A 24776-nucleotide genomic window follows, 5' to 3' on the forward strand; every position below is an offset into this window, starting at 1 on the left:
AGTATGTTTGTATTTTTAAAAGATTATGCAGTTAACATTAGATAGCAAATTTGCTTCGTACATACCACCAAAATCTCAGTTATTGAAATGGGTTGGAAACAAACAGAAATTTGCAGGACAAATAAGCAAGTTTTTTCCTGCAAATTTTGATACATTTTATGAACCATTTTTAGGAAGCGGTGCAGTAATGGCTACTGTATGTCCAACTAATGGAGTAGGTTCTGATATTTATGAACCGTTGATTGAAATTTGGAATACTTTGAAGAATGATCCTGAAAAATTAGTTCAATGGTATAAGGATAGGGTCGATAGAATTAAATTTGAAGATAAGAGTGATGTATATAATTCAATATTAGAATCATTCAATAGAAATAATAATGGAGCTGATTTCTTATTTTTAACAAGAACTTGTTACGGTGGAATTGTTAGATTTAGAAAATCAGACGGTTATATGAGTACGCCTTGTGGTATACATAATCCTATTCCTGTTGAAACCTTTAGAAAAAGAGTTTCTGAATGGAATTATAGAATGAAGAATATCGAATTTTTACATTGTGATTATAAAGCTATTTTTGAAAAAGCAAAAGTAGGAGATTTAATTTATTGCGATCCACCGTATTCATACAGCCAAAGTATTTTATATGGAGCACACGATTTTAAATTAACAGAACTTTTCAAATGTATAGAAGAAGCAAAGCAAAAGGGAGTTTTTGTTGCGTTAAGTATAGATGGTTCTAAAAAATCAGGAAATTATCTTTGTGATCTACCAATTCCAGAAGGTTTATTTGAACAAGAAATTTTAATTTCTTTGGGAAGATCTATGTTACGAAGATTTCAAATGGAAGGACAGACATTAGAAAATGAAGATGTTAAAGATCGTCTTTTGTTGACTTACGATCTTTAAAATTCCCCCTCACGCTAACGCGAGCATCCTGCTCGTGCCCATTCAAAAAGATACGAGCGAGACGCTCGCGCCAGCAAAGCAAAAACAGATATTTCCACGTTCCCAACCCCAACCGACACGTCCAATACCTATCCCGCCACGTTCCGAAGAAGTTTCGATACGTTCTGTAAAGGTTCCGATACGTTGTACAACCTATCCCGATACGTTCATCAGAAGTCCGGCGGGGTTACCGATACCTTCGATAGGGTTCCCAATACATTCGTACACGTTATACAACCTATCCCGACAGGTAAAATATATGTCCGGATATATAAAAGACCACTTCCTACCTTTCCAGAACGTGTCCTGAGGAGTTGATAACTTCGTCCGACCATTAAAGAACGTCTCCGGATGATTAAATAAGCTGTCCGAAGATATGTTGAATGTATCGGAAGTAGTATAAAATGTCTACCGAGCATTCAATGACGTATCGAACCTGTTGAAAAACGAATTGAAAGCATAAAAATACCCCTCCGTATAATTGAAGGGGTGGTTAATTGTTGCTTTTTACTTTTTCGCCTCGGGTGGAGAAGTAGAGATGATGTTTTTGATAAAAAACTGTTTCAGATCTCTGTATTTATCCTCAAACCCCGGTGCTGAAGTGCCTGCTTTGTAAGTGCTGTATGAATAATCCACCAAAGCCGACTGATAGTTGTCGTAATCGTGAAGTGTTTTGGCATTATTCAATCTTGTAATCACACTTTCGAGCCTGCTGATCATGGTCTCCATGTTGTTTCGGGAGCTGTGATCTTTGTCAAATTCTTCCCAATCCACTTCGGGAGAACTCAGGTTAGACTGACTCTGATTGTAGTCGTAGACTTTGTTTACAAACAGTTTGTTTTGTTCATTGATGCTTCCGTAACGCCTGCGGTCTTCAGGTGAAAGATTGACTGTTATTTCAGCAAGAGCTGTTTCCAACGCCGCGATAGCACCCTGTGCGGCAGTGATCTTTGCACTGCTCAAATGGGTGGAGTTCAAATTTGTTAATCCCATCATTTTTGATTTTTAAAGGTTAATACTTGTATATAAAATCGTGTGTTTTTATTTTGAGGAATAACTAAGGTAGGAAAAAAATTAAAACGAAAAGAAAAATTTTGAATGTCTGAAATAACACCAATTTTATTCACCGGGAAATCCCCCTCCCTTAGAGGGGTGGATTTTTCCGAAAGGAAAAAGATGGGGTGGTTAAAACACTTACGATAGAATTTTCCATCTACTTGTGAAAACAAACCACCCCATCAAAAATTCTTTCGAATTTTCGCCACCCCTCCAGAGGAGGGGAATTTTTAATCTTTCGTTTATCTCTATTGTTTGAATTTGCAGAACCTTTGATTTAATAGCAAAATAAAATTAAAGCTGAGATTCTTCCTTCGTCAGAATGACAAAGATGCTGTAAAAGGAATGCTGACAAATATTTTATGCGCTTAAAAAAACGACATAGGAAATGAAAGCGTTAAGAAAATGATTTCTGTGAACGTTAAGAAAATTCTTCTGTTCGAAGCGCGAGACAAATTAAGAACCGAAGAAACAATTATGAATTCGCGCAAGTTTTAGAATTTTTAGAGAACAGAATTCATTTTTAGCCTTTCAGTTCCAAGTCTTGAATTTTTGTTTCTTTTGTTTTAAGACAAAAGAAAATTTACTTCCTCTTTGAAGACTTCCTGATGTAAAGTTGCGGAGCCAAAACCACTTTCTTCTCAATAGAAACTCCGGAACCGTTTTCTTTTACACTTTCGATAAAAACCTGGCCGGCCATTTTCCCCATTGTAACAGGAGTCTGATCAACGGAGCTCATCGGAAGCTCCATGAATTGCGTAAACGGTTCGTTGGAAAAACCGATAACTGCAACTTCTTCGGGGATTTTTATTTTACGTTTTTTCAGTTCCTGACAAGCGCCCAAAGCGGCAAAATCACTTGATGAAAAAATAGCATCGGGGATCGATTTTCTGCCCCAAAGCTTTTTTATGGCATCGATACCTTCATCAATTGAGCTTCCGGTAATGATGATATTGTCTTCTTTTACCTGAAAATTATGGTCGATTAATGCCTGCTTATAACCGTTCAGACGGTTTTGGTAAATTTCAAGATTCAGATCACCGGCAAAATGACAGATATTTTTATATCCTTCTTTGATCAGATGTTCTGTTGCCAAATAACCTCCGCGATAATCGTCGATTGTAACCGTGCTTATTCCCGGAATATCTTTTTTTCTGTCAAAGAATATTATAGGTGTATTGGTTGTATTTAAAATATGTTGAATATGTTCGGTATCGATCGTGGTACGCGAAACCGACATGAAAATGCCGTCTACCTGAGCGTTTAATAAAGTATTTAAATGCTTTTTTTCTGTTAAAACATCTTCGTGGCTTTGGCAGATAATGACGTGATAACCGTGCTCAGAAAGTCCTTCTTCAATCCCGCGGATGACAGATGAGAAAAAATTTGTGTTGATATAAGGGACAATAATTCCTACGTTTTTTGTTTCCCCGCTTTTCAGAGCTTTGGCAAGATTATTCTGCTTATAATTCATTTCTTTAGCAGTTTTCAGTACCAAATCTTTGGTTGCCTGGCTGATCCTCGGATTATTGTTGAGTGCTCTGGAAACAGTAGCCACACTCACATTGAGTTTTTTTGAAATATCGTATATGGTGGCATTTTTTTTATTCATAAATGTTTTTCTGCGGGGTTGTAATTAATCAACTTTTGTCAAAAATTGTTGATGTAAATTTAATCAATTTATGCCTAAGTATATTTGAGTTTATTGTAATTTATGCCAAAACTCAGGTTTTAATTAATCTAAAAAACTGAATTTTAAATTGTCATTATGAAGCAATTAAATTCTAAACTGAAGTATTGTTTTCTCGGTTTTGATTAAAATTTTATATTTATAAGTATTACTCAACGAATTTGCTGTTTAACACAGTAAATATAAGCAATCGATTGCGCAAAATTGAATTTATTGTTAAAGTTGAAGTTTTACTTAAACTATTTAATAAACCAATTCAGCTTTTCCGGTTATGCATTTAACAGATGTTGGTTCTGCCGTCATCATACAATCCGACGTAATATTGTATTTCTTATTATATTCGGACATATTTGCGGTGTATTCTTTAATTATCGGAAGAATGGTGGCTTCAAGCTTTTTAGGGTAAGCAATATAGGTAATCGGACCGCCGCAGGCTTTAGCGCCCAATGGTGAGAATGTCCATTCTGAAGCATTCGTACATTTTTCTTGACTGGCCAAAGACTCAATGGAAGCTTTTAGTTTATCAAGCTGTGCTTCGTCATATCTTTGGCTGCTTTCATTGGCCGGCCTTTCAGAAATATCTTTAGGTAGAGTAGAAGGGTCGCCTTGTGAAGTTTTGCAGGAAACTGCTGAAAGACTTATTAATAGAAGTACTGCAGAGATTTTGGTTAATTGATTTTTCATAATTACTTTTTTTAAAGGCAATCAAATTTCGTTCCTTATTTACATTTCCGTAATTTTGCCATCGATGAACAATCATTTTTTTGACTTAATAGAACATACCAGCAGAAGCGTTTTTCTTACAGGAAAAGCGGGGACGGGTAAAACCACATTTCTTAACGAGTTTGTAAAGAAAACCCGGAAAAAACATATTGTCGTTGCACCTACAGGAATTGCGGCAATCAATGCGGGTGGAGTTACGATTCATTCTATGTTTGGGTTGCCTTTGAGGACTTTTTTACCAACTACGGACAGAATTGATACCAGTTTGGCAAATAATATTGCCGATCTGATGTCTCATTTTAAATATCGAAAAGATAAGCTTAAACTTTTAAGAGAAGTTGAAGTTTTGATTATTGATGAGGTTTCGATGTTGAGAGCCGACGTTTTGGATATGATGGATTTTTCCCTGAGATTTATCCGAAGAAACAATCAAAGGTTTGGGGGTGTTCAGATGTTGTTCATTGGCGATTTGTACCAGCTTCCGCCGGTTGTGCGGGATGAGCATATTTTAAAGATGTGTTACAATTCACCTTTCTTTTTCGACAGTCATGCGATAAAAGATATTCCTTTAATTACCATTGAATTAACGAAAGTATACCGTCAATCTGATGAAGAATTTCTTGAAATTTTAAATGCAATTCGCGATGGCGACGTTTCTAATATAGATTTTGAATATCTTAATAAAAGATATATTCCTGATTTCAATTCAGGTGATGAGCCGTACGTTTATCTTTGTTCGCACAACAAAATGGCGGATGATATCAACCAGCAAAAATTAGCAGAAATAAAGCTTAGCCCCAAAATATATGAAGCAAAACTTTTCGGTGAATTCAAAGAAAATCAATTTCCGAATGAGCAGTTTTTAGAATTGAAAATTGGCGCTCAAGTCATGTTTATCCGGAACGATATTTCAGGCGAAAAAAGATATTACAACGGAAAATTAGGCGAAATTTCTGCTTTAGACGAAACCGAAATCAAGGTCATTCTCGACGGCAGCGAAAGGGAAATTACCGTAAAAAGAGAAGTTTGGGAGCAAAAAAGATATTCACTTGATACCGAGAAAAATATTAAAGAAGAAGTTTTAGGAAGCTTTGAACAGTTTCCGATCAAATTGGCTTGGGCGGTGACGATTCATAAAAGCCAGGGTTTAACGTTTGACAAAGTGATCATTGATGCAGGAAAAAGTTTCACGGCCGGCCAGGTTTATGTTGCGCTTTCGCGTTGCCGAACTTTGGAAGGAATTGTTTTGAAATCTAAAATCACACCCGATGTTATTTTTAAAGACAACAGAATTCTGCAGTTTCAGGGAGCTACTTTTGCCAACGATCATGTTGAAGCTATTTTAAATAAAGAAAAATACGATTACAGCATAAGAAAGGTGCTTCGTACCATAGATTCGAGATGGCTTTTGAAAGAGTTGGAAGATTGGAATAATTTATCGATCATTACAAAAAGTATTGATACGGTGAAGACCAATCAGCTTTATGTTCAACTGAAGCATGAAATTACCCAGCTCGGAAAAATCTTTGAAAAGCTCGAGAAAATTTTATTTCAAAAGGTAAACAATTTCATCGAAAATAAAGAAGAATGGAGCGATATTGAAAGTAAAGCAAAAGGCGCGGTTAACTTCTTTTTTAGCGAAATAAGAGATAAAATTTTCAATCCGTTAAAAGATTTTTATGCGGAAATAAAAGGAGCAAAAGGCTTGAAACAATACAACGAAGATTTCAGAAATTGGCTAGAAGATATTGAAGAATATTTAAACAGCTTAAAGGAAATTTACTTGTTGGAAACGCAACTTTTAGAAGAAAAAAACAATAAGGAAATCAGCATGAAAATTGCAAAAGTTCCGTCGCAGGTTCTTACTTTCCAATTGTTTGAACAAGGAAAAACGATTTCCGAAATCGCTCTGGAAAGAGGTTTGGTAAAAGAAACCGTGATCGGACATTTGGCAAAATTTGCCGAGCAAGGTTTGCTGGATATTTCAAGAGTGATTACTTCTGATAAAATCAAAACTTTTGAAAATGAATTTCATAAAAATCCACACGAAACTTTAAACGAATGGAAAACTGCATTGCCAAATGATTTTGAGTTTAATGAAATCAGGATTTTAATTAATCATTTTACGTATCAGAAGGAGAAAAATAACGGTTAATCTATCAAATGTAGCCTGAAATCTTCTGCAATGATATATTGATTATTAATCTTTATTAATTGGTTGTGTGAAAAGTTTTTCTCTCCAAAACAGCTGATTTTAACTCTGTTTTGATCTGATAACTCTTTAAGTTTTTCCATTATTGAAAAGGGAACCCTCATAAGTTTACCAGATCCTTTTTGTAAATTTTGGAGGAAAATTTCGTAAGTGATTCCTGTATCAATTTCAATATAGCCTTTCCAATTCCTCCATTCTTGTATGATGTAATTGATAGAATGTTTAATTTCTTCAATAAATTTATTAGGAGATTCAGGCTTTGAGTTCAGAAATATATCATACATGCTTTCGTTGTAATCAATTAACAAAGGATGTAATTTGTAAAAAGACAAATTTCCAACTTCCTTCTGCTTTAAAAAAGCTTCTTTTTTATTTATGAAATCAAAACGATACAATCTTTCTTGAAACTTTAAAATGATAAAAGTTGCTTGAAAATCTTGAATTTCTACAATCTGATCATGAAAATTTATAATTTTATCCATCATCAAATATAATTTTTTTAGATATAAATTGATGAGATATACAAATTAGACTTTTTATAAGTAAATCACATAAATTTATGTTTCAATAGTTTTTTCTCACCACAGCAATCAGACTTATCAATTACAAAAAGTAACTAATGCAGTTTAGAAGTTTTAAATTTGCTTGTTTAAAATTAATTTATGAAACATTTTGAAATATCCGTGCTTGATCTTGCTCCCGTAAAGCAGGATAAAACAATTCACGATACTTTTCAGGACAGTTTATCTTTAGCAAACTTTACTGAAAATCTTGATTATAAAAGATTCTGGCTTGCCGAACATCACAATATGGAAAGCATTGCCAGTTCTGCAACTTCAGTTCTGATCGGTTTTATCGCCAACGGAACAAAAAAAATAAGAGTCGGGTCGGGAGGAATAATGCTTCCGAATCACAGTTCGCTTGTGATTGCCGAACAATTCGGAACTTTGGAATCGCTTTTTCCAGGAAGAATTGATCTAGGTCTGGGAAGAGCTCCAGGAACAGATGGTTTAACTGCTCAGGCTTTAGGAAGAAATCCTGCAACCATCAACGAACAGTTTCCGAGACAGATTTTGGAACTGCAAAAATATTTTTCCAAAGAAAATTCTAATGCTTTGGTTCGCGCCATTCCAGGTGAAGGTTTGGATATTCCGCTGTATATTTTAGGTTCGAGCACAGATAGTGCTTGGCTGGCTGCGGAACTTGGACTTCCGTACGCTTTTGCGGGACATTTTGCGCCTGAGCAAATGGAAATGGCTTTTAATATTTACAGAGAACATTTTGAGCCTTCAAAACAATTGGATAAACCGTATATTTTAGCTTGTGTAAACGGTGTTGCAGCAGAAACTACAGAAGAAGCGCACAAACTTTCTACAACTTTATTTCAGACGTTCATTAATATTGTAAGAAACGACAGAAAGCCTTTTGCTCCACCGGTGGATGATATGGATGAGATTTGGTCAGCAATGGAAAAATCCATGGTTTTACAAAAATTGAGATATACTTTTATAGGTGATCAATCTGAAATTGAAGAAAAACTGAAAAGTTTTCAGGAAAAATTCAATGTTGATGAATTAATGATTAATTCTCACATTTACGATCATCAAAAAAGACTAGAATCTTACGAGATCATCAGAAAGGCAAAAGACTCATTATCTAAAGCGTAACAAACCGTTTATATTAATTGGCGGGTGCTTGTTTTTATGAGTATCTTTGCAAAAATTTAAAGTAAAAATGTCTGATATTAAATTAAATACTATTCCCGAGGCAATCGAAGACCTTAAAAATGGTAAAATAATCATAGTAGTAGATGATGAAGACAGAGAAAATGAAGGAGATTTTCTTTGCGCTGCAGAATTGACAACTCCGGAGCTTATAAATTTTATGGCTGTTCACGGAAGAGGCTTGATTTGTATGCCACTTCCTGAAAAAAGATGTGACGAGCTTGGCTTGGATATTATGGTAAGCCGAAGCAGCGATCCGAAGGAAACAGCTTTTACAGTTTCTGTTGATCTTTTGGGAAATGGTACTTCTACAGGAATTTCTGCAGGTGACAGAGCAAAAACTATTTTAGCTTTGATGGATGAAAATTCTAAACCGACAGATTTCATGAGACCCGGCCATATTTTTCCGCTTCGTGCTAAAAAAGGGGGTGTTTTGAAAAGAGCAGGACATACCGAAGCTGCAATTGATCTGACTCATTTGGCCGGATTAAAAGAAGGTGGCGTAATCTGCGAAATCATGAATGAAGATGGGTCAATGTCTCGTTTGCCGGAGCTTTATGCTTTTGCTCAGAAACATGATATGAAGATTGTTTCTATTGAAGATCTGATTCATTATCAGCTTAAAAAAGGAAATCTTATCGAAAGACTGGAAGAAAGAAAAGTAAAAACTGCTTACGGAGAATTTGACTTTTTTGCTTTCAGAGAAACTTCAAATGATCAGATTCATTTTGCTTTGACTAAAGGAGCCTGGACTGTTGATGAACCTGTTTTGGTGAGAGTTCAGTCGTCTGATTCTTATTTTGATGTTTTAACAAGACTAAATAATGGTGAAAAACCGTTGTTGGAAAAAGTGACCAACATGGTGAATGAAGCAGGAAAAGGAGCTGTTATTTTCATTAATAATGTTTCAAATTCTGAAAATACATTAAGAAAGTTACAGCAGTTTTTGAATTATCAAGATGGTCAGCAAAAGCATCCGACTGCAGCCTTTAATTATAGAGATTATGGAATCGGAACTCAGATTTTAAAGAATCTTGGAATTAATAAATTTAAAGTAATCACTCAAAATCCAGACATAAAACCTCAAGTTGGAGGATACGATGTTGAGGTGACGGAAATGGTTCAGCTTTAAAAGTGAATTGTGAATGGTCAATTTTGCTTTGCAAGTGAATTTTTCACAGTTTTAAAATTGACGGCGTAGATAATTCATAATTGGCAATTGACTTTCGGCGAAATAAAAATGGCTTGATTTAATCAAGCCATTTTTATTTCGTCGAAATTTCTAAATCCATTTAGAAAGTCTTTGATATTCATCCTTTTTTTGCCTTCTAATTGTAATTCCAAAGGAAAATAAACTCCGTCTTTAATAAAGATTTTAAATTCATTTTTAGAAATATCAAGACTTCCGACTGAGTTTTCATGATTTATAATTTCAAATTTACCTCCAAATATTTTTAATACTTTTTCTTCTTCTCCAATTTTTAAAGTAGTAAAAGCAGCAGGATAAGGCGACATTCCTAAAATAAACTGATGAATTTCTTTTGAACTTTCTGTCCAGTCAATTCTTGTATCTTCCTTGAAAATTTTAAAAGCATTTTTAGGATGTTCAACGTGTGGCTGAGGCTTTTCAATAATTGAATTTTCCGCAAGTCCATTCAACGTTTTTACCACCAATTTTGAGCCCATTTCCATTAATCTGTCGTGAAGACTTCCCGCATTTTCATCAGGTAAAATTTCCAATTCTTCCTGAAGTAGAATATTTCCTTCATCAATTTTTTCGTTGATAAAAAATGTTGTGGCTCCGGTTTTTTCTTCACCATTAATCACAGCATAATTGATCGGCGCTGCGCCTCTGTAATCGGGAAGTAACGAAGCGTGAAGATTGAATGTCCCCATTTTAGGCATTTCAAAGAGAACTTTTGGCATCATTCTGAAAGCAACAACCACAAAAACATCAGCATCTAGTTTTTTTAATTCTTCTAAAAATTCGGGGCTTCTTAATTTTTCTGGCTGAAAAACAGGAATATTATTTTCCACGGCAAAGATTTTTACCGGAGACTGATTGATTTTTTGGCCGCGTCCGCTTGCTTTGTCGGCAACCGTTACAACACCTACAACTTCATGATGAGATTGATGAATGGCTTCGAGTGAGGTTTTTGCAAACTCAGGAGTGCCTAAAAAAACGACTTTCAATGATTTCATTTTGCAAAGATAAAATTCTTTGAGTTATGAATTATAAATTGAACTACCTATTGCTTATTATCCATTACTTATGTTAATGTGTATGTTCTGAAATTCAGCATTTTAACTTTTCCGGCGTCTAAAAGAAAAATAAGATTTTCTAAAATATTTTCTTTCTTATGAAAATTAAGCTGAACAGAAAGTTCTTCAATTGTTGAGGGCCTTTTTGCCAATAAACTAAGGATTTCAGATGAAATGTTTTCCCCAAAAATAGACTGCTTATTTTTTTCACAAACCGAACATTGCCCGCAATTTTTTGTGTTTTTTTCTCCAAAATAAGCAAGAATAAGCTTCATTTTACAATATTTACTATCTTCAATAAAAAACTTCATCTCTTCCCATTTCTGGATTTTATTTTTCTGTATATGTTCGAAAAGTTTCCAGTAAATTCCTGCGTTCGCTCTTTCGTCACGAGGTTTAAGAAATTTCACACTGGATAACGCTCCATCTACATATTCAATATATTTTTTTTGCTGTAATTCTTTCAGTTTTTCTTTTATTAGATGGATACTTACGCCAATTTTATTACTCACATTTTGCTCGCTGAACATCACTTTATGAGTTGAAATTCCTGAAACTGTTCGCAATAAAAGTTCTATAAAATAAGAATCTTTTTGTGAAAGCTGATCAATTTCATCAGGTTTTATAAGAAGTTCTAATGACGATAAACTTTTGCTGCTGTTGTAATAAATTATCTCTTGAGTATGCAGGAAGTTGAGAACAATTTTAATTTTTGCCGTTGATAGTTTTGTGAAATTCTGGATTCCGGAAGTGTTGAGCTGAAATACTTTTTCGGGTAATTCAAATTCGACCACCTGAAAAATAGAGTAGAGGTACGAAATGATTTTTAAGAATTCTGCTTTATTTGGAATTTGATTTTTAAGAATCTGATCAAAATTTAAAAGCTCTTGTTTGTCCCAAAGTAAAAATGCATAACTGCTTTTCCCGTCCCGTCCGGCTCTTCCTATTTCCTGATAATAATTTTCGATGGAAGGTGAAGGTGAAAAATGAATCACAAATCTTACATTATCTTTGTCAATCCCCATTCCAAAAGCGTTTGTGGAAATCAAGACATTGTTATTACTGTTGTTCCAAAGGTTTTGCCTGTTGTTTTTTTCTTTCGTCGTTAATCCTGCATGAAAAAAGTCAACGTTTTTAATTTGGTTTTTGTGGAGAAATTCAGTGAGTAATTCGGCTTCTTTCCTCGTTCTTACATAAATAATTCCGGATTCTGTAGCGTATTTTAGAATTGTGAAAATCCTTTGATATTTATCTGAAATTTCTTCTGAACATATCTTTATATTTTCTCTTTTAAAACTTTTTTGAAATAGATTTGGGTTTTTTAGTTCTAGTTTATTTTTAATTTCTTCTAATACTTTCGGAGTTGCTGTGGCCGTTAAAGCAAGACATGAAATTCCAGGATTATTTTTTCTGAATTCTTTAATATTCTGATAACTTGGCCTGAAATCCTGCCCCCATTCTGAAATACAATGAGCCTCATCTACCGCAATAAATGATAACTGAATTTCTTCAATATTCTGTAAAAACTGTTTATTGGTAAGTCTTTCCGGTGACACGTATAACAATTTTGTAAGCCCGTCTTTGCATCGGTTATAAATAACTTCCGCATCAAACTCATCTAATTCGGAAGATAAATATTCTGCTTCAATTCCTCTGAATTTCAACTGATTTACCTGATCTTTCATCAATGCTAGAAGCGGAGAAATAACTAGGCAGACCCCTTCTTTCAACAAAGCTGGAAGCTGGTAACATAAAGATTTTCCGGCTCCGGTAGGTAAAAGCACCAATGTATCTTTTGAGGTAACGACAGAATCGATTATTTCCTCCTGAGAATCTCTAAAAGAATCATAACCCCAAAAGTGCTTGAGGGTTTTCTTTTTCAGTTCCTGAAAATCTTGTGAAGAAATCATCATGTAAAAATATAAAAACTAATATAACAAAAAAAGCCACGCATTGCGTGACTTTTAATTTATGTAAATAAATTTTAATTATTTAGCTTCGAAATAAACTCTTCTGTTTGCTCTGTTTTTCCATTCCGGACATTTAGTAGCAGGTTCACACTCAGGGTATTTAAGGTCTTTCTCACCTCTACCAACAGCGTTTAATTTAGAAGAATCTACACCATTCTTGATCAAATAGTTTTTAACACTGTTTGCTCTTCTTTCAGAAAGTTTTTGATTATAAGCATCTGAAGCTCTTGTATCTGTAGCTCCAATTACTGTATAAGCACCGTTTGAAGAATTAATATAGCTAACGGCATTGTTTAGAATTGGCGTATTTGAAGGTAAAATTCTGTCAGAATTTAAATCAAATTCAATTCCTTCAAGATTAGTTACCGTTTCACTAACAGGGCCTGTAGGTGTTGTAGGAGTCGTAGGACATCCATTGTTTTCAACCGGTCCAGGTACTGTCACACACTGATCGTAAAGATCAATTACGCCATCTAAATCTGCATCAAGAGCTACACCAGCACCATCTACTCTTGCACCTGCAGGAGTGTCAAGTTGTCTGTCCCAATCATCACAAACTCCATCATTATCAGCATCTCCTTTTTTACAAACTTCGATATCCTGATTTTTGTTGGCTAGTACATCTAATTTATAATAAATCTCCTGCAATGGGTCATGCCACATTAAGTGAGATTCGTGTTTTCCTAATTTTAAAGATAAACCTAAAGTAGCATTGAAGAAGTTATCTGAAACTTGGTCTTCTCTCTTGTTGATAGCGCTATATTGTTTACCACCACCATCGAATTGATCATCTCCAGTGTAAACGTACATTAATCTTGTTTCAAGATCTATTCTCCTGTTTACTTTAAATTTAACACCTGCACCTGCTTGACCAAATAATGAATTTAGTTTAAAAGGCTTGATTTCAGTCATCAATCTTTGACGTGTAGCATCTTTTTGGTAAGCTCTGTATGCCATTGTTCCTACACCTACATAACCGTGTAAAGCCCATCTGTAAGTAGATTTGTTATCAACTCTTCTTAATAGGTTTGAGAAGTTAATGTCTCCCAATAATGATATTGCATCATATTGAGTTCTTGCACCTACTTGTTGGTAAGGAAGATCACTAGGAGCATCATCTTTTGTATTGAACCATCCTTGTCTGGTTTCACCCCTGTCATATTGAAGCTTTAGTCCAAAAGCATGAGTAATTGCTTTGTCAATACTTACATAAGCAGAATATCCAAAAAGGTTTTTTCCGTTACCGTTTTTTATTGAGGTTAAATCTGCAGACTGCATTAATGGTACACCTACACCTGCAGAAATTGCCCAATCATTAAATCTTTTAGACTGCTGTGTAAAAGGTGATACATTCGCAGATCCAGATGAAAAGGTATTTGGGTATTCCTCAATTGAAACTGCTGTTGAGTCTTGTGCGTAACTTGCTGTAGGGACAGCCAGTGCTAATGCAACAATTGCTAAACTTAATTTCATAGTATATTTTTTATTTAGTTAATTAAATGATTTATTATTTAATAATAATTAGTTTGGACAACCATTATTATCAGCAGATCCTGCTACGGTAACACACTTATCATATAAGTCGATTACTCCGTCAAGATCCATATCTAAAGCTACACCAGAACCGTCAACTCTAGCTCCGGAAGGTGTATTTAGTTCTCTATCCCAGTCATCACATACGCCATCGTTGTCGCTGTCTCCTTTCTCGCATACTATTAGTTCTTCAGTTGTGTTTTCCAACACATGAGTTCTGTAATATACTTCTTGTAAAGGATCATGCCAAGCTAAATGTGATTTGTGTTTTCCAAGTTTGAATGACAATCCTAGATTAAATGTCATCGCAGCATCAGAATAAGAATCGTTTATTAGATTATAGTTGATTCTGTCTCCGGCAGCAGTTTCAAGCTCTCTGCCTTCTCCGCCACCATCAAATTCTTCATCAAAACTGTTGATGTACATTACTCTAGCTTCTATGTCTATCAGTTTGGATACATTATATTTCAATCCTACTCCGGCTTGCATAAAGAAAGATTCGATGCCAAGCTTTTGATCAATCATAATAGGAATTCTTGGAGGGTTGCTGCTCCATCTTGAAGCATCACTATCTATAAGTTCAGTTTCATAACCCATGAATCCACCACCTAAATATCCATGAAGAGCCCATCGATACGGTGAATGATTGTCAACTCTTCTCAAAAGGTTTGAGAAGTTAACGTCTCCTAATAAAGAAACCTGATGAAACTTCGTCCATGCAGTGGCTACACCGGCCGCCGGGTTGGTTTTCAATTCAGCTTTCTGATTAGTTTTTCCCATCTGGTATTGCAGACTTAGACCAAAGGTATGCGTTATCTGCTTGTCTAAGCTTACATACGCATTATAACCCCAGTTTATTTTTTTGTCATAAAATGAAGTAACATCTGCAAAAGTCATAAAAGCTGCACCACCTCCAATTGAGACCGCCCAATCGTTGAACTTTCTGGATTTGTTGTCAAACTTTTGAATATTTGCAGAGCCCGAAGAAAAAGTATTTGGGTACTGGTCTGAAGTATTAACCGCAATGCTATCTTGAGCGTAAGTAGCAATAGGGAATGTGGCCAATAAGAATAAACCTAATTTCATACAATTTGTTATGTTTTGGTTAAATAAAATCTTTTAATAATATTCTAGAAAATTCCCTTTCAAAAAGATGTTTTTTATGAGGGATTTCTAATCTTCTTGATGTAAATTTCAATTCATTATATTTAATGATGTCAATATCTATAATCCTGTCGGTATACCCATCGGTAACTTTAGAATCATTTACCCTTCCCATATTCCTTTCAATTGTTTTCACAAAATCCAGCAGCTGAATTGGAGATAAAGACGTAAATATTATTGTTGCAATATTACAAAAAATATTAGAACTGACAAACTCTACAGGATCAGATGTCAAATATTTACTTATTTTTAATATTGAAGCCTTCTCACTTATTCTTTTCATGGCAGTTTCTATATTACTTTTTTTATCACCAATATTACTTCCGAGTAACAAAATGACCTTATGCTGCGACATATTGAAAAATGATTATTTATGAAGAGTTTCTTTAAAAATGTATTAGCAAATATAGTGGCAATTGTGATACTTTGCGCTGTATTTTTCTTCTTTTTTATTATGATGGTCGCAATTGGCTCTATGAGTGGTGAAAAATCTGTAACGGTAAAAAAGAATTCTGTTTTAACGATTAATTTAAATACAGATATTATCGACAGTCCTACAGAAGATCAGCAAAGTATTTTCAATGTAAACAATAAAAACACAAGTGTATTAATATATGATGTTTTAGAAGCTGTAAAAAAAGCTAAAGATGATGATAATATTAAAGGTATAAGTATTGAAGTTGACAATTTAAATGCCGGAATTACACAAATTGACGATCTTAGAAATGCAATTCAGGATTTTAAAAAGAGTGGAAAGTTTGTATATGCTTACGGAAATGTTGTTTCGCAGGGGTCCTATTATTTAGGTTCGGTGGCGGATCAGTATTATCTAAATCCTGCCGGAGGAATTGATCTGAAAGGTCTTGCAACAGAAGTTGTTTTCTTTAAAGATTTTGCAGAAAAGTACGGAATCGGAATTGAGGTTATCCGTCACGGAAAGTTCAAATCTGCTGTTGAGCCATTCTTAAGAAATGATATTTCTCCTGAAAATAAAGAACAGCTAAGCACACTTTTAAATGATATTTGGAGCAATACATCTTCCAAAATTGCTGCTTCAAGAAAAATGGATGCTGCTCAGTTTAAAACTATTGTTGACAGTCTTTACGGAATGATTCCTGATCAAAGTTTAAAATATAAGCTTGCAGATAAGCTGATTCAGAAAACTGAATATGATAAAATGATCAGAACTAAACTGAGTCTTAAAGAAGATGATAAGCTTAATAAAATTTCTTTAAATAAATATATAGATTCGTTTTCCGACAAAGATCAATCTGGCGAAAAAGTGGCGGTTTTATATGCTTCAGGTTCTATAAACAGTGGTGATGAATACGGTGATATTTACTCTGAAAAGTATATTAAATATATAAAAGCGCTTCAGGATGATAAAAAAGTAAAAGCGGTTGTATTGAGAATCAATTCTCCTGGAGGAAGTGCCAATGCTTCTGATGAAATTTTATTTGAGCTTCAGCAATTGCAAAAAACGAAGCCGCTTGTTGTTTCTTTTGGAGATTATGCTGCTTCCGGAGGTTATTACATTGCAATGGCAGCCGATAAAATTTATTCCGAGCCCAATACGCTTACAGGTTCAATCGGAGTGTTTGGTGTGATGCCTTACTTTAAAGATATTGCCAATAAAAATGGAGTTCGTTCAGATATTGTCGCGACCAATGCCAATTCTGCTTTTTATTCTTCATTACACGGATTGACGCCTTACGGAGTAAACTTAATGACCAGAAGTGTTGAAGGAACTTACAAGAGATTTGTACATTTCGTTACCGAAAACAGAAAAAAATCTTTCGAAGAAATAGATAATGTTGGCGGCGGAAGAGTGTGGAGTGGTACGCGTGCCAAACAAATTGGTTTGGTTGATGAATTGGGAAGTTTGCAAGATGCCGTGAAATTTGCTGCACAAAAGGCGGGCTTAAAAAAATCTTACAGTGTTTCTTCTTATCCTAAAAAAATGACCGCGTTTGAGCAGATTTTTCAGGATTTGAATGAAGACGATCTTTCCGCAAGAATGATTAAAAATAAAATAGGTAAGGCCAATTATGAAATTCTTCAACAGATTACCGACGAAAAACTGAAGTCTGAAGTGAAAATGGAAATGCCTTATCAGATTAAGATTAACTAAATTATATTGTTTTTATAAAAAATCCGGGACTGAAATTTTTCAGACCCGGATTTTATTTTAATATTGTTTATTATTTCTTGGTGACCATCCTGTAGATTGCCAATAATAAAACTGCGCCACCAACTGCAACAAGGAAGCTGGAAATGTTAAAACCGGTTACATCTACGCCAAATATCATAGATCCCAGCCATCCGCCAAGCATACTTCCCAATATACCAATAATGATTGTGATGATCCATCCACCGGGATCGTTCCCTGGATGTAATGCTTTTGCAATTGCTCCCGCGATAAGACCGAATAAGATCCAAGCTAAAATTCCCATAGTTTAAAATTTTTAATGTTAATATTGAATTTGGTTTAAAGAAATATGAATTATCTCTTTTTGAAAAAAGAATCTACAAATTCTGTACCATTAAAAAGTTGTAAATCCTGCATCTTCTCTCCAACGCCAATATATTTCACAGGAATTTGGAACTGATCTGATATTCCGATAACGACTCCGCCTTTCGCAGTTCCGTCCAATTTTGTTACTGCCAATGCGTTTACTTCGGTTGCTGCTGTGAATTGTTTTGCCTGTTCAAATGCATTCTGTCCTGTTGACCCATCCAAAACCAGCAAGATCTCGTGTGGAGCATCAGGAATTACCTTTTGCATCACTCTTTTTATTTTGGAAAGTTCATTCATCAGATTTATTTTATTGTGAAGTCTTCCTGCGGTATCAATGATTACCACGTCTGCATCTTGGGCAACAGCACTTTGTACAGTGTCAAAAGCAACAGAAGCCGGGTCTGAGCCCATTTCCTGCTTTACAATCGTTACTCCGGCTCTTTCACTCCAAATTGTAAGCTGATCTACCGCAGCAGCACGGAAAGTATCTCCTGCACCTAAAATTACTTTTTTTCCATCGGCTTTAAACTGATGAGCCAATTTTCCGATTGTTGTTGTTTTTCCTACACCGTTTACACCTACAACCATGATGACGTAAGGTTTTTTTGAAGTGTCTATATTTCCTGTATTTGCTTGAGGATTTTCTAATAACAATCCTGAGATTTCTTCGCGAAGAATACGGTCAAGTTCACTTGTATTGACATACTTGTCTCTTGCAATACGTTCTTCAATTCTTTGGATGATTTTGATGGTGGTAGAAGCGCCTACATCGGAAGCGATAAGTATTTCTTCAAGATCATCAAGTACCTCATCATCTACTTTACTTTTGCCGACAACGGCTTTCGTCATTTTTTCAAAGAAACCCTGATTCGATTTTTCCAAACCTTTATCTAAAGTTTCTTTTTCTTCTTTTTTAAAAATATTTTTAAACCAACTCATATATACAGTGATTTTAATTATTATAATTCTATTTCTATTTCATCTCCCATTCTGGCAATATTAAAACCGTTTGCCAAAACTGTTTTACTTTGTTTGCTGTCTTTATTCAGGAGCTTGTTTGTATGGTTAAAATGAATAAAATAAATTTTCTTTTTGTCTTTGGCAGAAAGATTCTTAAAAAGTTCCATGCTTTCTACAACAAAAGGATGCGGAATCTCGGAGACATCTCTGAATCCTATTTCTTCGGCATCATAAAAAGTGGCATCTAAAAATGCATAATCCACATTTTTTATAAGATCGGTGATGTTGTGTTTCCACTTATTCCATTTATCAATATCGGGAATAAAAAGCGCTTTCTTTTTTGGGCCTTCAATCAGAAATCCTACGGTTTCGGAAAATTCGTCGCGATGCGGAACTTGTATTGGAGTTACCTGAAGATTGAGGCTTAGCTTCACCGGAACTTCATTTTGAATATCTTTAATGATAATATTTTTTGTGCTGACCAATTGCGACCACGGACCATTTTCTTCAAGATATTTTTTAAGTTTAGGCATAGCGTAAACAGGAATATTTTTGGAATTCATTGCTTCTTTTCCTAGATACATCAAACCTGTGTAATGGCCGATATGTGCATGCGTGATAAAAATACCGTCTGGTGTGGTTTTTTCTGAAGTGCCTGCGCGTTCCTGTAGAAACTGGATCTGCTGAGTAAAATCAGGGCTGATGTCAAAAAGATAGTTTTGTTCCAAATCATGATCTATAACTCCGATGGAAATTATTTTCCGGCTCATATCCGGATTTTTCCAAAGATCTGCACAGCATTCTTTTTTACAGCCGGCTTGTGGCGAGCCTGCGTCCTGCACATTACCCAAAACAATAAGCTTTACACCTTTGCCTGTGTTTTTAGCATTTTGTTTAGTAGTTTGGGACGAAAGGCTAATGCCTAAAAGCAGAAAAAATAATAACTTCATTTTGATGTTTCGAATCAAGATGTAAATATAAATAAAAAACTACCCAAAATATGAGTAGTTTTATATTGTAAATAAAGTAACTTATTATTTTTTCAAATAACCGTCAACTTCGTCTGCATTCATTACTTTTTCTTCGAAAACGTAAGCCCCTGATTTAGATGACTTCACCATTTTCACAACTTTAGTCATTTTTTTAGACTGTCCGCTTTGTAGGGTTGCTACTACTTTCTTTGCCATGGTAAATTATATTTTATAAATTACTTGATTTCTTTGTGAAGGGTAGATCTTTTAAGAACAGGATTGTATTTTTTCAATTCCAATCTTTCTGTTGTGTTCTTTTTATTCTTTGTAGAAATGTATCTAGACATTCCCGGCATACCGCTTTCTTTGTGCTCTGTACATTCAAGGATTACTTGAACTCTGTTTCCTTTTTTTGCCATGATTTAGTTCTTTTTAATCAATCCGTTTCTAGTGGCTCTTTCGATCGCCTCTTCGATTCCAATCTTGTTAATTACTCTCAATCCATGAGCTGAAACTTTCAGTGTTACGTGCTTATCTTGCTCTGGAAGGTAAAATTTCTTCTCCAATAAGTTAATTTCAAAACGACGCTTCGTTTTGTTATTAGCGTGAGAAACGTTGTTACCAACCATTGCACGCTTTCCTGTTATTTGGCAAATTCTTGACATATCTCGATGTTCTTATTTGTATAATATTTGAGGTTGCAAAATAACGGATTAATTTTTAGATAGACAAGTTTTTAAATAAATTTTTGAAATAATTATCTTCCTTGAAACAAAGTTGTTAATAAAGCTCATAAAAATAATTTCTTGTAATCGCCGATCACGGTTTAAAATAACAGAAATTTGGAAAAAAAAATATTTAAGTAATAATTAAATTGTGTTTTTCTGAAACTTTTTCTGGAGACGTTTTATAAAAAAATAAGCAAGGAGAAAACCTAAAGCAAAAATTGAAAACCTTGTCAAAAGATCACCTGCTTTCACATAAAATGTTTCGCCTTCATATAAATTTATTTTAGCAAATAAAGCAGTTTTGTCGCCATAAAAAGTGTCTTCCAAAACTTCTCCTTTTGCATTGATGTGTGCAGAAATCCCGCTGTTGGCAGATCGTGCAATTTCTCTTCTGGTTTCAATAGCTCTTAATTTTGCGTAGGAGAAAAGCTGTTTGTGGCCTTCAGTCACGCCCCACCAGGAATCATTGGTCATAATCGCCAGAAAATTAGCTCCTTTTTTAACATATTCTGTCGTGAATTCACCGTAAATACTTTCATAGCAGATAATTGGCGCAAGTCTTCCTTTATTGTAAGGATTTGAAAATGCCACTCTTTCGTCGTCCGTTCCCAAAGAAGCGACAGTTCCGCCCAAATTGAGCATTGCATCGCCTAAAAGAGGCTTTAAAACGCTCATGTAAGGAAAGATTTCAACGCCTGGAACCAGTTTCCCTTTATGATAAACTTCTACTTTTTGATTAGGAACAATTTGCACCGCAGAATTGTAGCTTTCAACCCATAATCCGGAATTAATTTGGTAAGCTTCTTTAGGTAAATTTTCGTGATTAAGATAATAACGATGCGACGAAATTCCTGTCGCAAAAACAGACCCGGGATGTTTCGTTAAAAATCCTTTCACATTATTCAGTAAGCCGCTTTTTTCAAAAGCAGTCTCCGAAATAGAACCTCTTCCGGGAATAGCTGTTTCCGGAGCGATGTAATAATCTATTTTACCTTTTGTATTTTCTTCGGCAAGCGTTAAAAGTTCATTGACAATGGTGATGCTGTCTTTAGAATATTTTTCCGCATAAGGATCAAGATCGGGCTGAAGCATCAAAACGCTGACCTCACCAACAGGTTTTTCATCAAAATTATTAAACTTAAATAATGAAATAATCATCGGAATAATGATGAGAAGGGCTGAAATAGAAACATTTCTGATCAGATCTTTTCTTTTTCTTCCGGCTTCCCAGATTCTTAAGGTGTAAAATATAAAAATATTGGTCAGTAAAATCCAGAAGCTTCCGCCTGTTGCGCCCAACGTATCATACCATTGAATCAGTTTTGGATAATCAGAAAATACATTTCCTAGATTCAGCCATGGCCAGGTCAATTCCCAACTCATGTGAAATTTTTCAAAACTCATCCAGATTGCAACAAAAAAAGCCAATCCCCAATACGTTCCTTGAGCATTTTTGTACCAATGATAGCACTGAAAAACCAAAGAATACAGAAAAGAATTGACCAAAACAGGAAATACGACCGCCATCATCGAATGGCTTCCGTCAGGGTTTTTGGAGCCATAAAGCCAACCCGTCGTTACAATATTCCAGATTACAAAACATAAATAGGAAAGCCCAAAAACGACCCAACTTTTTCTTTTAAAATCTGAAAATTTTGATACTTCATGTTCCATCATCAAAAGCGGAACAAGAGCGACAAATATGAAAAAAGGAACTCCGTAAGTCGGCCATGATACGGATAGAAGCATCGCTGAAATGAGCGTAAGTATGACGTATTTCATTCAATTAATTTAACATACAAATTTAATGTTTTTGAAATGAATAACTTCGCAAATGATGTTAATTAAAAAGTTAAAGAATTTAATTTTAACCGTTCAATTCTTTAGCACGCTTTTCGGCATTTAAAATTCCTTTTTGCAGGATTTCTTTAAAATTATTTTCTTCGAATGTCTTTAAAGCGGCTTCTGTGGTTCCACCTTTTGACGCAACATCTTTTATCAGCTCTTCAAGGCTTTTTTCGGAATTATTGATTAAATGATATGCTCCCAACATCGTTTGCTGCACAAAAAGTTTAGATAAATTTTCATCAATTCCCATCTTCATTCCTGCTTTTATCATGGCGTCAACGATGTAATAAAAATAAGCCGGTCCGCTTCCGGAAAGTGCTGTCACGCCATCAAGTAAATCTTCGTTTTCCAGATAAACGGATCTCCCGGTACTGTTTAAAAGTCTTTCAATATTAATAAGCTGACTAAAAGAAATGCCTTCTGCGGAAGTGTAACCCGTAATTCCCATTCCTAAAAAAGTCGGCGAATTGGGCATCGCTCTTACCACTAAAGGATGGCTCAGCAATTTTTGAATTTTCACGATTTTGATTCCTGCCATAATGGACAAAACCATTTGGTTTTCTTTCAGCTTAAAATGAATGTTTTCGGCAACGAATTGAAAATCCTGCGGCTTTACAGCAATAATAATTAAATCTGCATCTAATTCATCAACATCCTGAAAAACAGAAATCCTGGATTTTGGGAATTCTTCTCTTATTTTCGAAACTTTAGATTGATTTCTTGTGATAAGATGAAGGTCTTCAGGTTTTATCAGATCGTATTTCAAAAAAGATTTTGAGAATGATAAGCCCATATTTCCGGCTCCTAAAATTGCTATTTTCATTTGTGTGTTTTTGTTTTTTTAAGATTCTTCGACTTCGCTCAGAATGACATCGTTAATACTAAATATGAAATATCGTGCTAAAGTACCGAAGCGTCTATTTGTAAATTATATAATGTTCACTTCTCTTTCCAGTTCAATTCCGAATTTTTCTTTTACAGAATCAATAATTAAAGTTGAAAAGTCAAAAATTTCTTTTCCTGTCGCTTTTCCTGTTGCGTTGACGATCACTAAAGACTGCAATTGATGCGAAGCAACATTTCCTATTTGTTTTCCTTTCCAGCCGCATTGCTCGATCAGCCAGCCGGCGGGTACTTTGACAAAATCTCCATTCGGATATCCTTGGATGTTCTCAAATTTTGCTTTTAAATCTTCAAATTGTGCCAAAGGAATTGTTGGGTTTTTAAAAAAACTTCCTGCATTTCCGATGATTTTCGGATCAGGTAATTTGCTTTGTCTGATATTGATTACGGCTTTAGAAACATCTTGAATCGTTGGATTTGAGATGCTTAAATTTTTTAACTCGGCCTGAATGGCTCCGTATTCAGTTTTAATAAAATGGTTTTTTCTTGTCAATTTAAAAGTCACTTCCAGAATCACGTATTTCCCTTTTCCTTCCTGCTTGAAAATAGAATCTCTATATCCGAATCTGCATTTTTCCAAATCAAAATCTTCAACAGCTGAAGTTTCAGGATTTAAAACTTTACAGTTTGCAAAAACATCTTTTATTTCAATTCCGTATGCTCCGATATTCTGCATCGGCGAGGTTCCAACATTCCCCGGAATTAAAGATAAATTTTCTAAACCGCCATAATTTTTTTCTAAGCAATACATTACCAGTTCATGCCAGTTTTCTCCGGACTGAGCGGTTACCAAAACTTCATTTTCACTTAAAATCTCTTCAGAAATTCCTTTTAAATCCAATTTTATAACCAATCCTTCAAAATCCTGTGTCAGCAAAACATTGCTTCCGCCGCCTAAGAAAAGTATTTTTAAATTTTTTGAAGCGGAGAATTTAAGGGCTTCTTTTAATTCTTCCAAAGAGTTTGCTTCTGCAAAATATTGAGCTTTGGCTTCCACTCCGAAAGTATTGTAAGGTTTTAAAGAAAAGTTTTCGTGCATTTGAAAGTAATTATTTTAGAAATTTAGAATGGAAATGTGCCTGTAAATTATTTGTATTCTTTAGGAATGATTTTCTCCAGTTTATTTTTAAAATTCTGCAATTGTCTGTAATTTACAGTATCATTATAAGCATTGACGTAAACATGAGAATTTTTGGTAGTTTTTATCTGGAAACTTTCGTCGATTCCGTCTGGCTGAATGCTAAGTGAACTTTTTATTTGGGCTAAATCTGTTATTTTAAAAGAAGAAACAAGTGTTTGCCAGGTTTTGTTGCTGATCGCCGAATCCCATTCCTGATGTTTTTTTTCGACAGTGAATCCTTTTTCCAGATGTATGGAATCTTTCGTGATTTTGATAATCCTGTAGCTTCCCGAGCTTCCGCCGATATTTGATAAGCCAATGAACGTGATTTCTTCATTACTTTTAATAATTGGCTTGTTTGCGCTCGCTTTTTTTGAACATGAAAAAAACATCAGCAATAAAAATGCAAAAAAAGCTGTATTCAGATCTTTGATTCTTATTGCTGACATTA

At 34.8% G+C, this 24776-nt stretch carries 24 protein-coding genes; 5 read left to right on the forward strand and 19 right to left on the reverse strand.

What is annotated here, in order from left to right; all coding sequences use genetic code 11:
* Positions 1 to 25 precede the first annotated feature (25 nt).
* Complete coding sequence (locus tag AC6CHK_RS12520; protein ID WP_498096626.1) at positions 26 to 904, forward strand: DNA adenine methylase; 879 nt, start codon at positions 26 to 28, stop codon at positions 902 to 904.
* 546 nt (positions 905 to 1450) lie between these two features.
* Here the strand turns inward: AC6CHK_RS12520 and AC6CHK_RS12525 are convergent.
* From AC6CHK_RS12525 to AC6CHK_RS12535, 3 genes are all read right to left on the reverse strand, one after another.
* Entirely contained in the window at positions 1451 to 1936 is a 486-nt protein-coding gene (locus AC6CHK_RS12525; protein WP_498096907.1) for a hypothetical protein, read from the reverse strand.
* Positions 1937 to 2582: 646 nt separating this feature from the next.
* Entirely contained in the window at positions 2583 to 3611 is a 1029-nt protein-coding gene (locus AC6CHK_RS12530) for a LacI family DNA-binding transcriptional regulator (RefSeq protein WP_498096628.1), read from the reverse strand.
* Between the two features lie 321 nt (positions 3612 to 3932).
* Positions 3933 to 4373, reverse strand: coding sequence for a hypothetical protein (locus AC6CHK_RS12535; protein WP_498096630.1), 441 nt, complete (start codon positions 4371 to 4373; stop codon positions 3933 to 3935).
* 64 nt (positions 4374 to 4437) lie between these two features.
* Between AC6CHK_RS12535 and AC6CHK_RS12540 the strand changes: the two genes are divergently transcribed.
* Positions 4438 to 6567 (forward strand): helix-turn-helix domain-containing protein, encoded by a 2130-nt coding sequence (locus tag AC6CHK_RS12540; protein WP_498096632.1) that lies wholly within the window; start codon positions 4438 to 4440, stop codon positions 6565 to 6567.
* On the opposite strand, the gene AC6CHK_RS12545 is transcribed toward AC6CHK_RS12540, so the two are convergent.
* The gene (locus AC6CHK_RS12545; RefSeq protein WP_498096634.1) at positions 6564 to 7109 is read right to left on the reverse strand and encodes a hypothetical protein; all 546 of its coding nucleotides are present in this window, start codon (positions 7107 to 7109) and stop codon (positions 6564 to 6566) included. The two genes, AC6CHK_RS12540 and AC6CHK_RS12545, sit on opposite strands and share 4 nt — an antisense overlap.
* 177 nt (positions 7110 to 7286) lie before the next feature.
* On the opposite strand from AC6CHK_RS12545, the gene AC6CHK_RS12550 reads away from it, so the two are divergent.
* Positions 7287 to 8291: an LLM class flavin-dependent oxidoreductase gene (locus tag AC6CHK_RS12550; RefSeq protein WP_498096636.1), complete on the forward strand. Its 1005-nt coding sequence runs from the start codon at positions 7287 to 7289 to the stop codon at positions 8289 to 8291.
* A gap of 67 nt (positions 8292 to 8358) precedes the next feature.
* A complete protein-coding gene (gene ribB, locus AC6CHK_RS12555) occupies positions 8359 to 9480 on the forward strand; it encodes a 3,4-dihydroxy-2-butanone-4-phosphate synthase (RefSeq protein ID WP_498096638.1) in 1122 nt (373 codons plus the stop codon).
* A gap of 122 nt (positions 9481 to 9602) precedes the next feature.
* Here ribB and fmt read toward each other — a convergent pair whose 3' ends face one another.
* From fmt to folK, 5 genes are all read right to left on the reverse strand, one after another.
* The gene (fmt, locus tag AC6CHK_RS12560) at positions 9603 to 10550 is read right to left on the reverse strand and encodes a methionyl-tRNA formyltransferase (RefSeq protein WP_498096640.1); all 948 of its coding nucleotides are present in this window, start codon (positions 10548 to 10550) and stop codon (positions 9603 to 9605) included.
* A gap of 68 nt (positions 10551 to 10618) precedes the next feature.
* Positions 10619 to 12523 (reverse strand): RecQ family ATP-dependent DNA helicase, encoded by a 1905-nt coding sequence (locus tag AC6CHK_RS12565; protein WP_498096642.1) that lies wholly within the window; start codon positions 12521 to 12523, stop codon positions 10619 to 10621.
* Positions 12524 to 12598: 75 nt separating this feature from the next.
* Positions 12599 to 14053: an OmpA family protein gene (locus AC6CHK_RS12570; RefSeq protein WP_498096644.1), complete on the reverse strand. Its 1455-nt coding sequence runs from the start codon at positions 14051 to 14053 to the stop codon at positions 12599 to 12601.
* 48 nt (positions 14054 to 14101) lie between these two features.
* Entirely contained in the window at positions 14102 to 15199 is a 1098-nt protein-coding gene (locus AC6CHK_RS12575; protein WP_498096646.1) for an OmpA family protein, read from the reverse strand.
* A gap of 19 nt (positions 15200 to 15218) precedes the next feature.
* Entirely contained in the window at positions 15219 to 15632 is a 414-nt protein-coding gene (gene folK / locus AC6CHK_RS12580) for a 2-amino-4-hydroxy-6-hydroxymethyldihydropteridine diphosphokinase (protein ID WP_498096648.1), read from the reverse strand.
* Between the two features lie 18 nt (positions 15633 to 15650).
* Here folK and sppA point away from each other — a divergent pair, with 18 nt between their 5' ends.
* Positions 15651 to 17408 (forward strand): signal peptide peptidase SppA, encoded by a 1758-nt coding sequence (gene sppA / locus AC6CHK_RS12585; RefSeq protein ID WP_498096650.1) that lies wholly within the window; start codon positions 15651 to 15653, stop codon positions 17406 to 17408.
* A 70-nt stretch (positions 17409 to 17478) separates the two neighbouring features.
* On the opposite strand, the gene AC6CHK_RS12590 is transcribed toward sppA, so the two are convergent.
* The 10 genes from AC6CHK_RS12590 to AC6CHK_RS12635 all read right to left on the reverse strand — a co-directional run bounded on the left by AC6CHK_RS12590 (position 17479) and on the right by AC6CHK_RS12635 (position 24774).
* Positions 17479 to 17730 (reverse strand): GlsB/YeaQ/YmgE family stress response membrane protein, encoded by a 252-nt coding sequence (locus AC6CHK_RS12590; protein ID WP_498096652.1) that lies wholly within the window; start codon positions 17728 to 17730, stop codon positions 17479 to 17481.
* Positions 17731 to 17780: 50 nt separating this feature from the next.
* Positions 17781 to 18734 carry a signal recognition particle-docking protein FtsY gene (ftsY, locus tag AC6CHK_RS12595; protein WP_229985877.1) on the reverse strand — a complete coding sequence of 318 codons (954 nt, stop codon included), beginning with the start codon at positions 18732 to 18734 and terminating at the stop codon, positions 17781 to 17783.
* 20 nt (positions 18735 to 18754) lie between these two features.
* Positions 18755 to 19705, reverse strand: a complete 951-nt coding sequence (locus tag AC6CHK_RS12600; protein WP_498096654.1) for an MBL fold metallo-hydrolase — start codon at positions 19703 to 19705, stop codon at positions 18755 to 18757.
* An 84-nt stretch (positions 19706 to 19789) separates the two neighbouring features.
* A complete protein-coding gene (locus AC6CHK_RS12605) occupies positions 19790 to 19942 on the reverse strand; it encodes a DUF4295 domain-containing protein (protein ID WP_002976755.1) in 153 nt (50 codons plus the stop codon).
* Between the two features lie 20 nt (positions 19943 to 19962).
* Complete coding sequence (gene rpmG, locus AC6CHK_RS12610) at positions 19963 to 20145, reverse strand: 50S ribosomal protein L33 (protein WP_027373683.1); 183 nt, start codon at positions 20143 to 20145, stop codon at positions 19963 to 19965.
* Positions 20146 to 20148: 3 nt separating this feature from the next.
* Positions 20149 to 20391, reverse strand: a complete 243-nt coding sequence (rpmB, locus tag AC6CHK_RS12615) for a 50S ribosomal protein L28 (RefSeq protein WP_002976757.1) — start codon at positions 20389 to 20391, stop codon at positions 20149 to 20151.
* 204 nt (positions 20392 to 20595) lie between these two features.
* The gene (gene lnt, locus AC6CHK_RS12620; protein ID WP_498096659.1) at positions 20596 to 22236 is read right to left on the reverse strand and encodes an apolipoprotein N-acyltransferase; all 1641 of its coding nucleotides are present in this window, start codon (positions 22234 to 22236) and stop codon (positions 20596 to 20598) included.
* An 85-nt stretch (positions 22237 to 22321) separates the two neighbouring features.
* Complete coding sequence (gene proC / locus AC6CHK_RS12625; RefSeq protein ID WP_498096661.1) at positions 22322 to 23125, reverse strand: pyrroline-5-carboxylate reductase; 804 nt, start codon at positions 23123 to 23125, stop codon at positions 22322 to 22324.
* Positions 23126 to 23230: 105 nt separating this feature from the next.
* Positions 23231 to 24244: a UDP-N-acetylmuramate dehydrogenase gene (murB, locus tag AC6CHK_RS12630; RefSeq protein ID WP_498096663.1), complete on the reverse strand. Its 1014-nt coding sequence runs from the start codon at positions 24242 to 24244 to the stop codon at positions 23231 to 23233.
* Positions 24245 to 24291: 47 nt separating this feature from the next.
* Positions 24292 to 24774: a hypothetical protein gene (locus tag AC6CHK_RS12635; RefSeq protein ID WP_498096665.1), complete on the reverse strand. Its 483-nt coding sequence runs from the start codon at positions 24772 to 24774 to the stop codon at positions 24292 to 24294.
* Positions 24775 to 24776 lie beyond the last annotated feature (2 nt).

It is taken from the genome of Chryseobacterium sp. GQ58, from assembly GCF_059758895.1.

Excerpts from the sequence above, each read along its gene's own strand:
- fmt (WP_498096640.1), bottom strand. The coding sequence starts at position 10,550 with ATGAAATCATTGAAAGTCGTTTTTTTAGGCACTCCTGAGTTTGCAAAA.
- AC6CHK_RS12540 (WP_498096632.1), top strand. The coding sequence starts at position 4,438 with ATGAACAATCATTTTTTTGACTTAATAGAACATACCAGCAGAAGCGTT.
- murB (WP_498096663.1), bottom strand. The coding sequence starts at position 24,244 with ATGCACGAAAACTTTTCTTTAAAACCTTACAATACTTTCGGAGTGGAA.
- AC6CHK_RS12605 (WP_002976755.1), bottom strand. The coding sequence starts at position 19,942 with ATGGCAAAGAAAGTAGTAGCAACCCTACAAAGCGGACAGTCTAAAAAA.
- rpmG (WP_027373683.1), bottom strand. The coding sequence starts at position 20,145 with ATGGCAAAAAAAGGAAACAGAGTTCAAGTAATCCTTGAATGTACAGAG.
- AC6CHK_RS12570 (WP_498096644.1), bottom strand. The coding sequence starts at position 14,053 with ATGAAATTAAGTTTAGCAATTGTTGCATTAGCACTGGCTGTCCCTACA.
- AC6CHK_RS12590 (WP_498096652.1), bottom strand. The coding sequence starts at position 17,730 with ATGGGAATTTTAGCTTGGATCTTATTCGGTCTTATCGCGGGAGCAATT.
- proC (WP_498096661.1), bottom strand. The coding sequence starts at position 23,125 with ATGAAAATAGCAATTTTAGGAGCCGGAAATATGGGCTTATCATTCTCA.
- AC6CHK_RS12565 (WP_498096642.1), bottom strand. The coding sequence starts at position 12,523 with ATGATGATTTCTTCACAAGATTTTCAGGAACTGAAAAAGAAAACCCTC.
- AC6CHK_RS12575 (WP_498096646.1), bottom strand. The coding sequence starts at position 15,199 with ATGAAATTAGGTTTATTCTTATTGGCCACATTCCCTATTGCTACTTAC.
- ribB (WP_498096638.1), top strand. The coding sequence starts at position 8,359 with ATGTCTGATATTAAATTAAATACTATTCCCGAGGCAATCGAAGACCTT.
- AC6CHK_RS12635 (WP_498096665.1), bottom strand. The coding sequence starts at position 24,774 with ATGTCAGCAATAAGAATCAAAGATCTGAATACAGCTTTTTTTGCATTT.
- AC6CHK_RS12530 (WP_498096628.1), bottom strand. The coding sequence starts at position 3,611 with ATGAATAAAAAAAATGCCACCATATACGATATTTCAAAAAAACTCAAT.
- ftsY (WP_229985877.1), bottom strand. The coding sequence starts at position 18,734 with ATGAGTTGGTTTAAAAATATTTTTAAAAAAGAAGAAAAAGAAACTTTA.
- folK (WP_498096648.1), bottom strand. The coding sequence starts at position 15,632 with ATGTCGCAGCATAAGGTCATTTTGTTACTCGGAAGTAATATTGGTGAT.
- lnt (WP_498096659.1), bottom strand. The coding sequence starts at position 22,236 with ATGAAATACGTCATACTTACGCTCATTTCAGCGATGCTTCTATCCGTA.
- AC6CHK_RS12545 (WP_498096634.1), bottom strand. The coding sequence starts at position 7,109 with ATGATGGATAAAATTATAAATTTTCATGATCAGATTGTAGAAATTCAA.
- AC6CHK_RS12520 (WP_498096626.1), top strand. The coding sequence starts at position 26 with ATGCAGTTAACATTAGATAGCAAATTTGCTTCGTACATACCACCAAAA.
- rpmB (WP_002976757.1), bottom strand. The coding sequence starts at position 20,391 with ATGTCAAGAATTTGCCAAATAACAGGAAAGCGTGCAATGGTTGGTAAC.
- AC6CHK_RS12525 (WP_498096907.1), bottom strand. The coding sequence starts at position 1,936 with ATGGGATTAACAAATTTGAACTCCACCCATTTGAGCAGTGCAAAGATC.
- sppA (WP_498096650.1), top strand. The coding sequence starts at position 15,651 with ATGAAGAGTTTCTTTAAAAATGTATTAGCAAATATAGTGGCAATTGTG.
- AC6CHK_RS12600 (WP_498096654.1), bottom strand. The coding sequence starts at position 19,705 with ATGAAGTTATTATTTTTTCTGCTTTTAGGCATTAGCCTTTCGTCCCAA.
- AC6CHK_RS12535 (WP_498096630.1), bottom strand. The coding sequence starts at position 4,373 with ATGAAAAATCAATTAACCAAAATCTCTGCAGTACTTCTATTAATAAGT.
- AC6CHK_RS12550 (WP_498096636.1), top strand. The coding sequence starts at position 7,287 with ATGAAACATTTTGAAATATCCGTGCTTGATCTTGCTCCCGTAAAGCAG.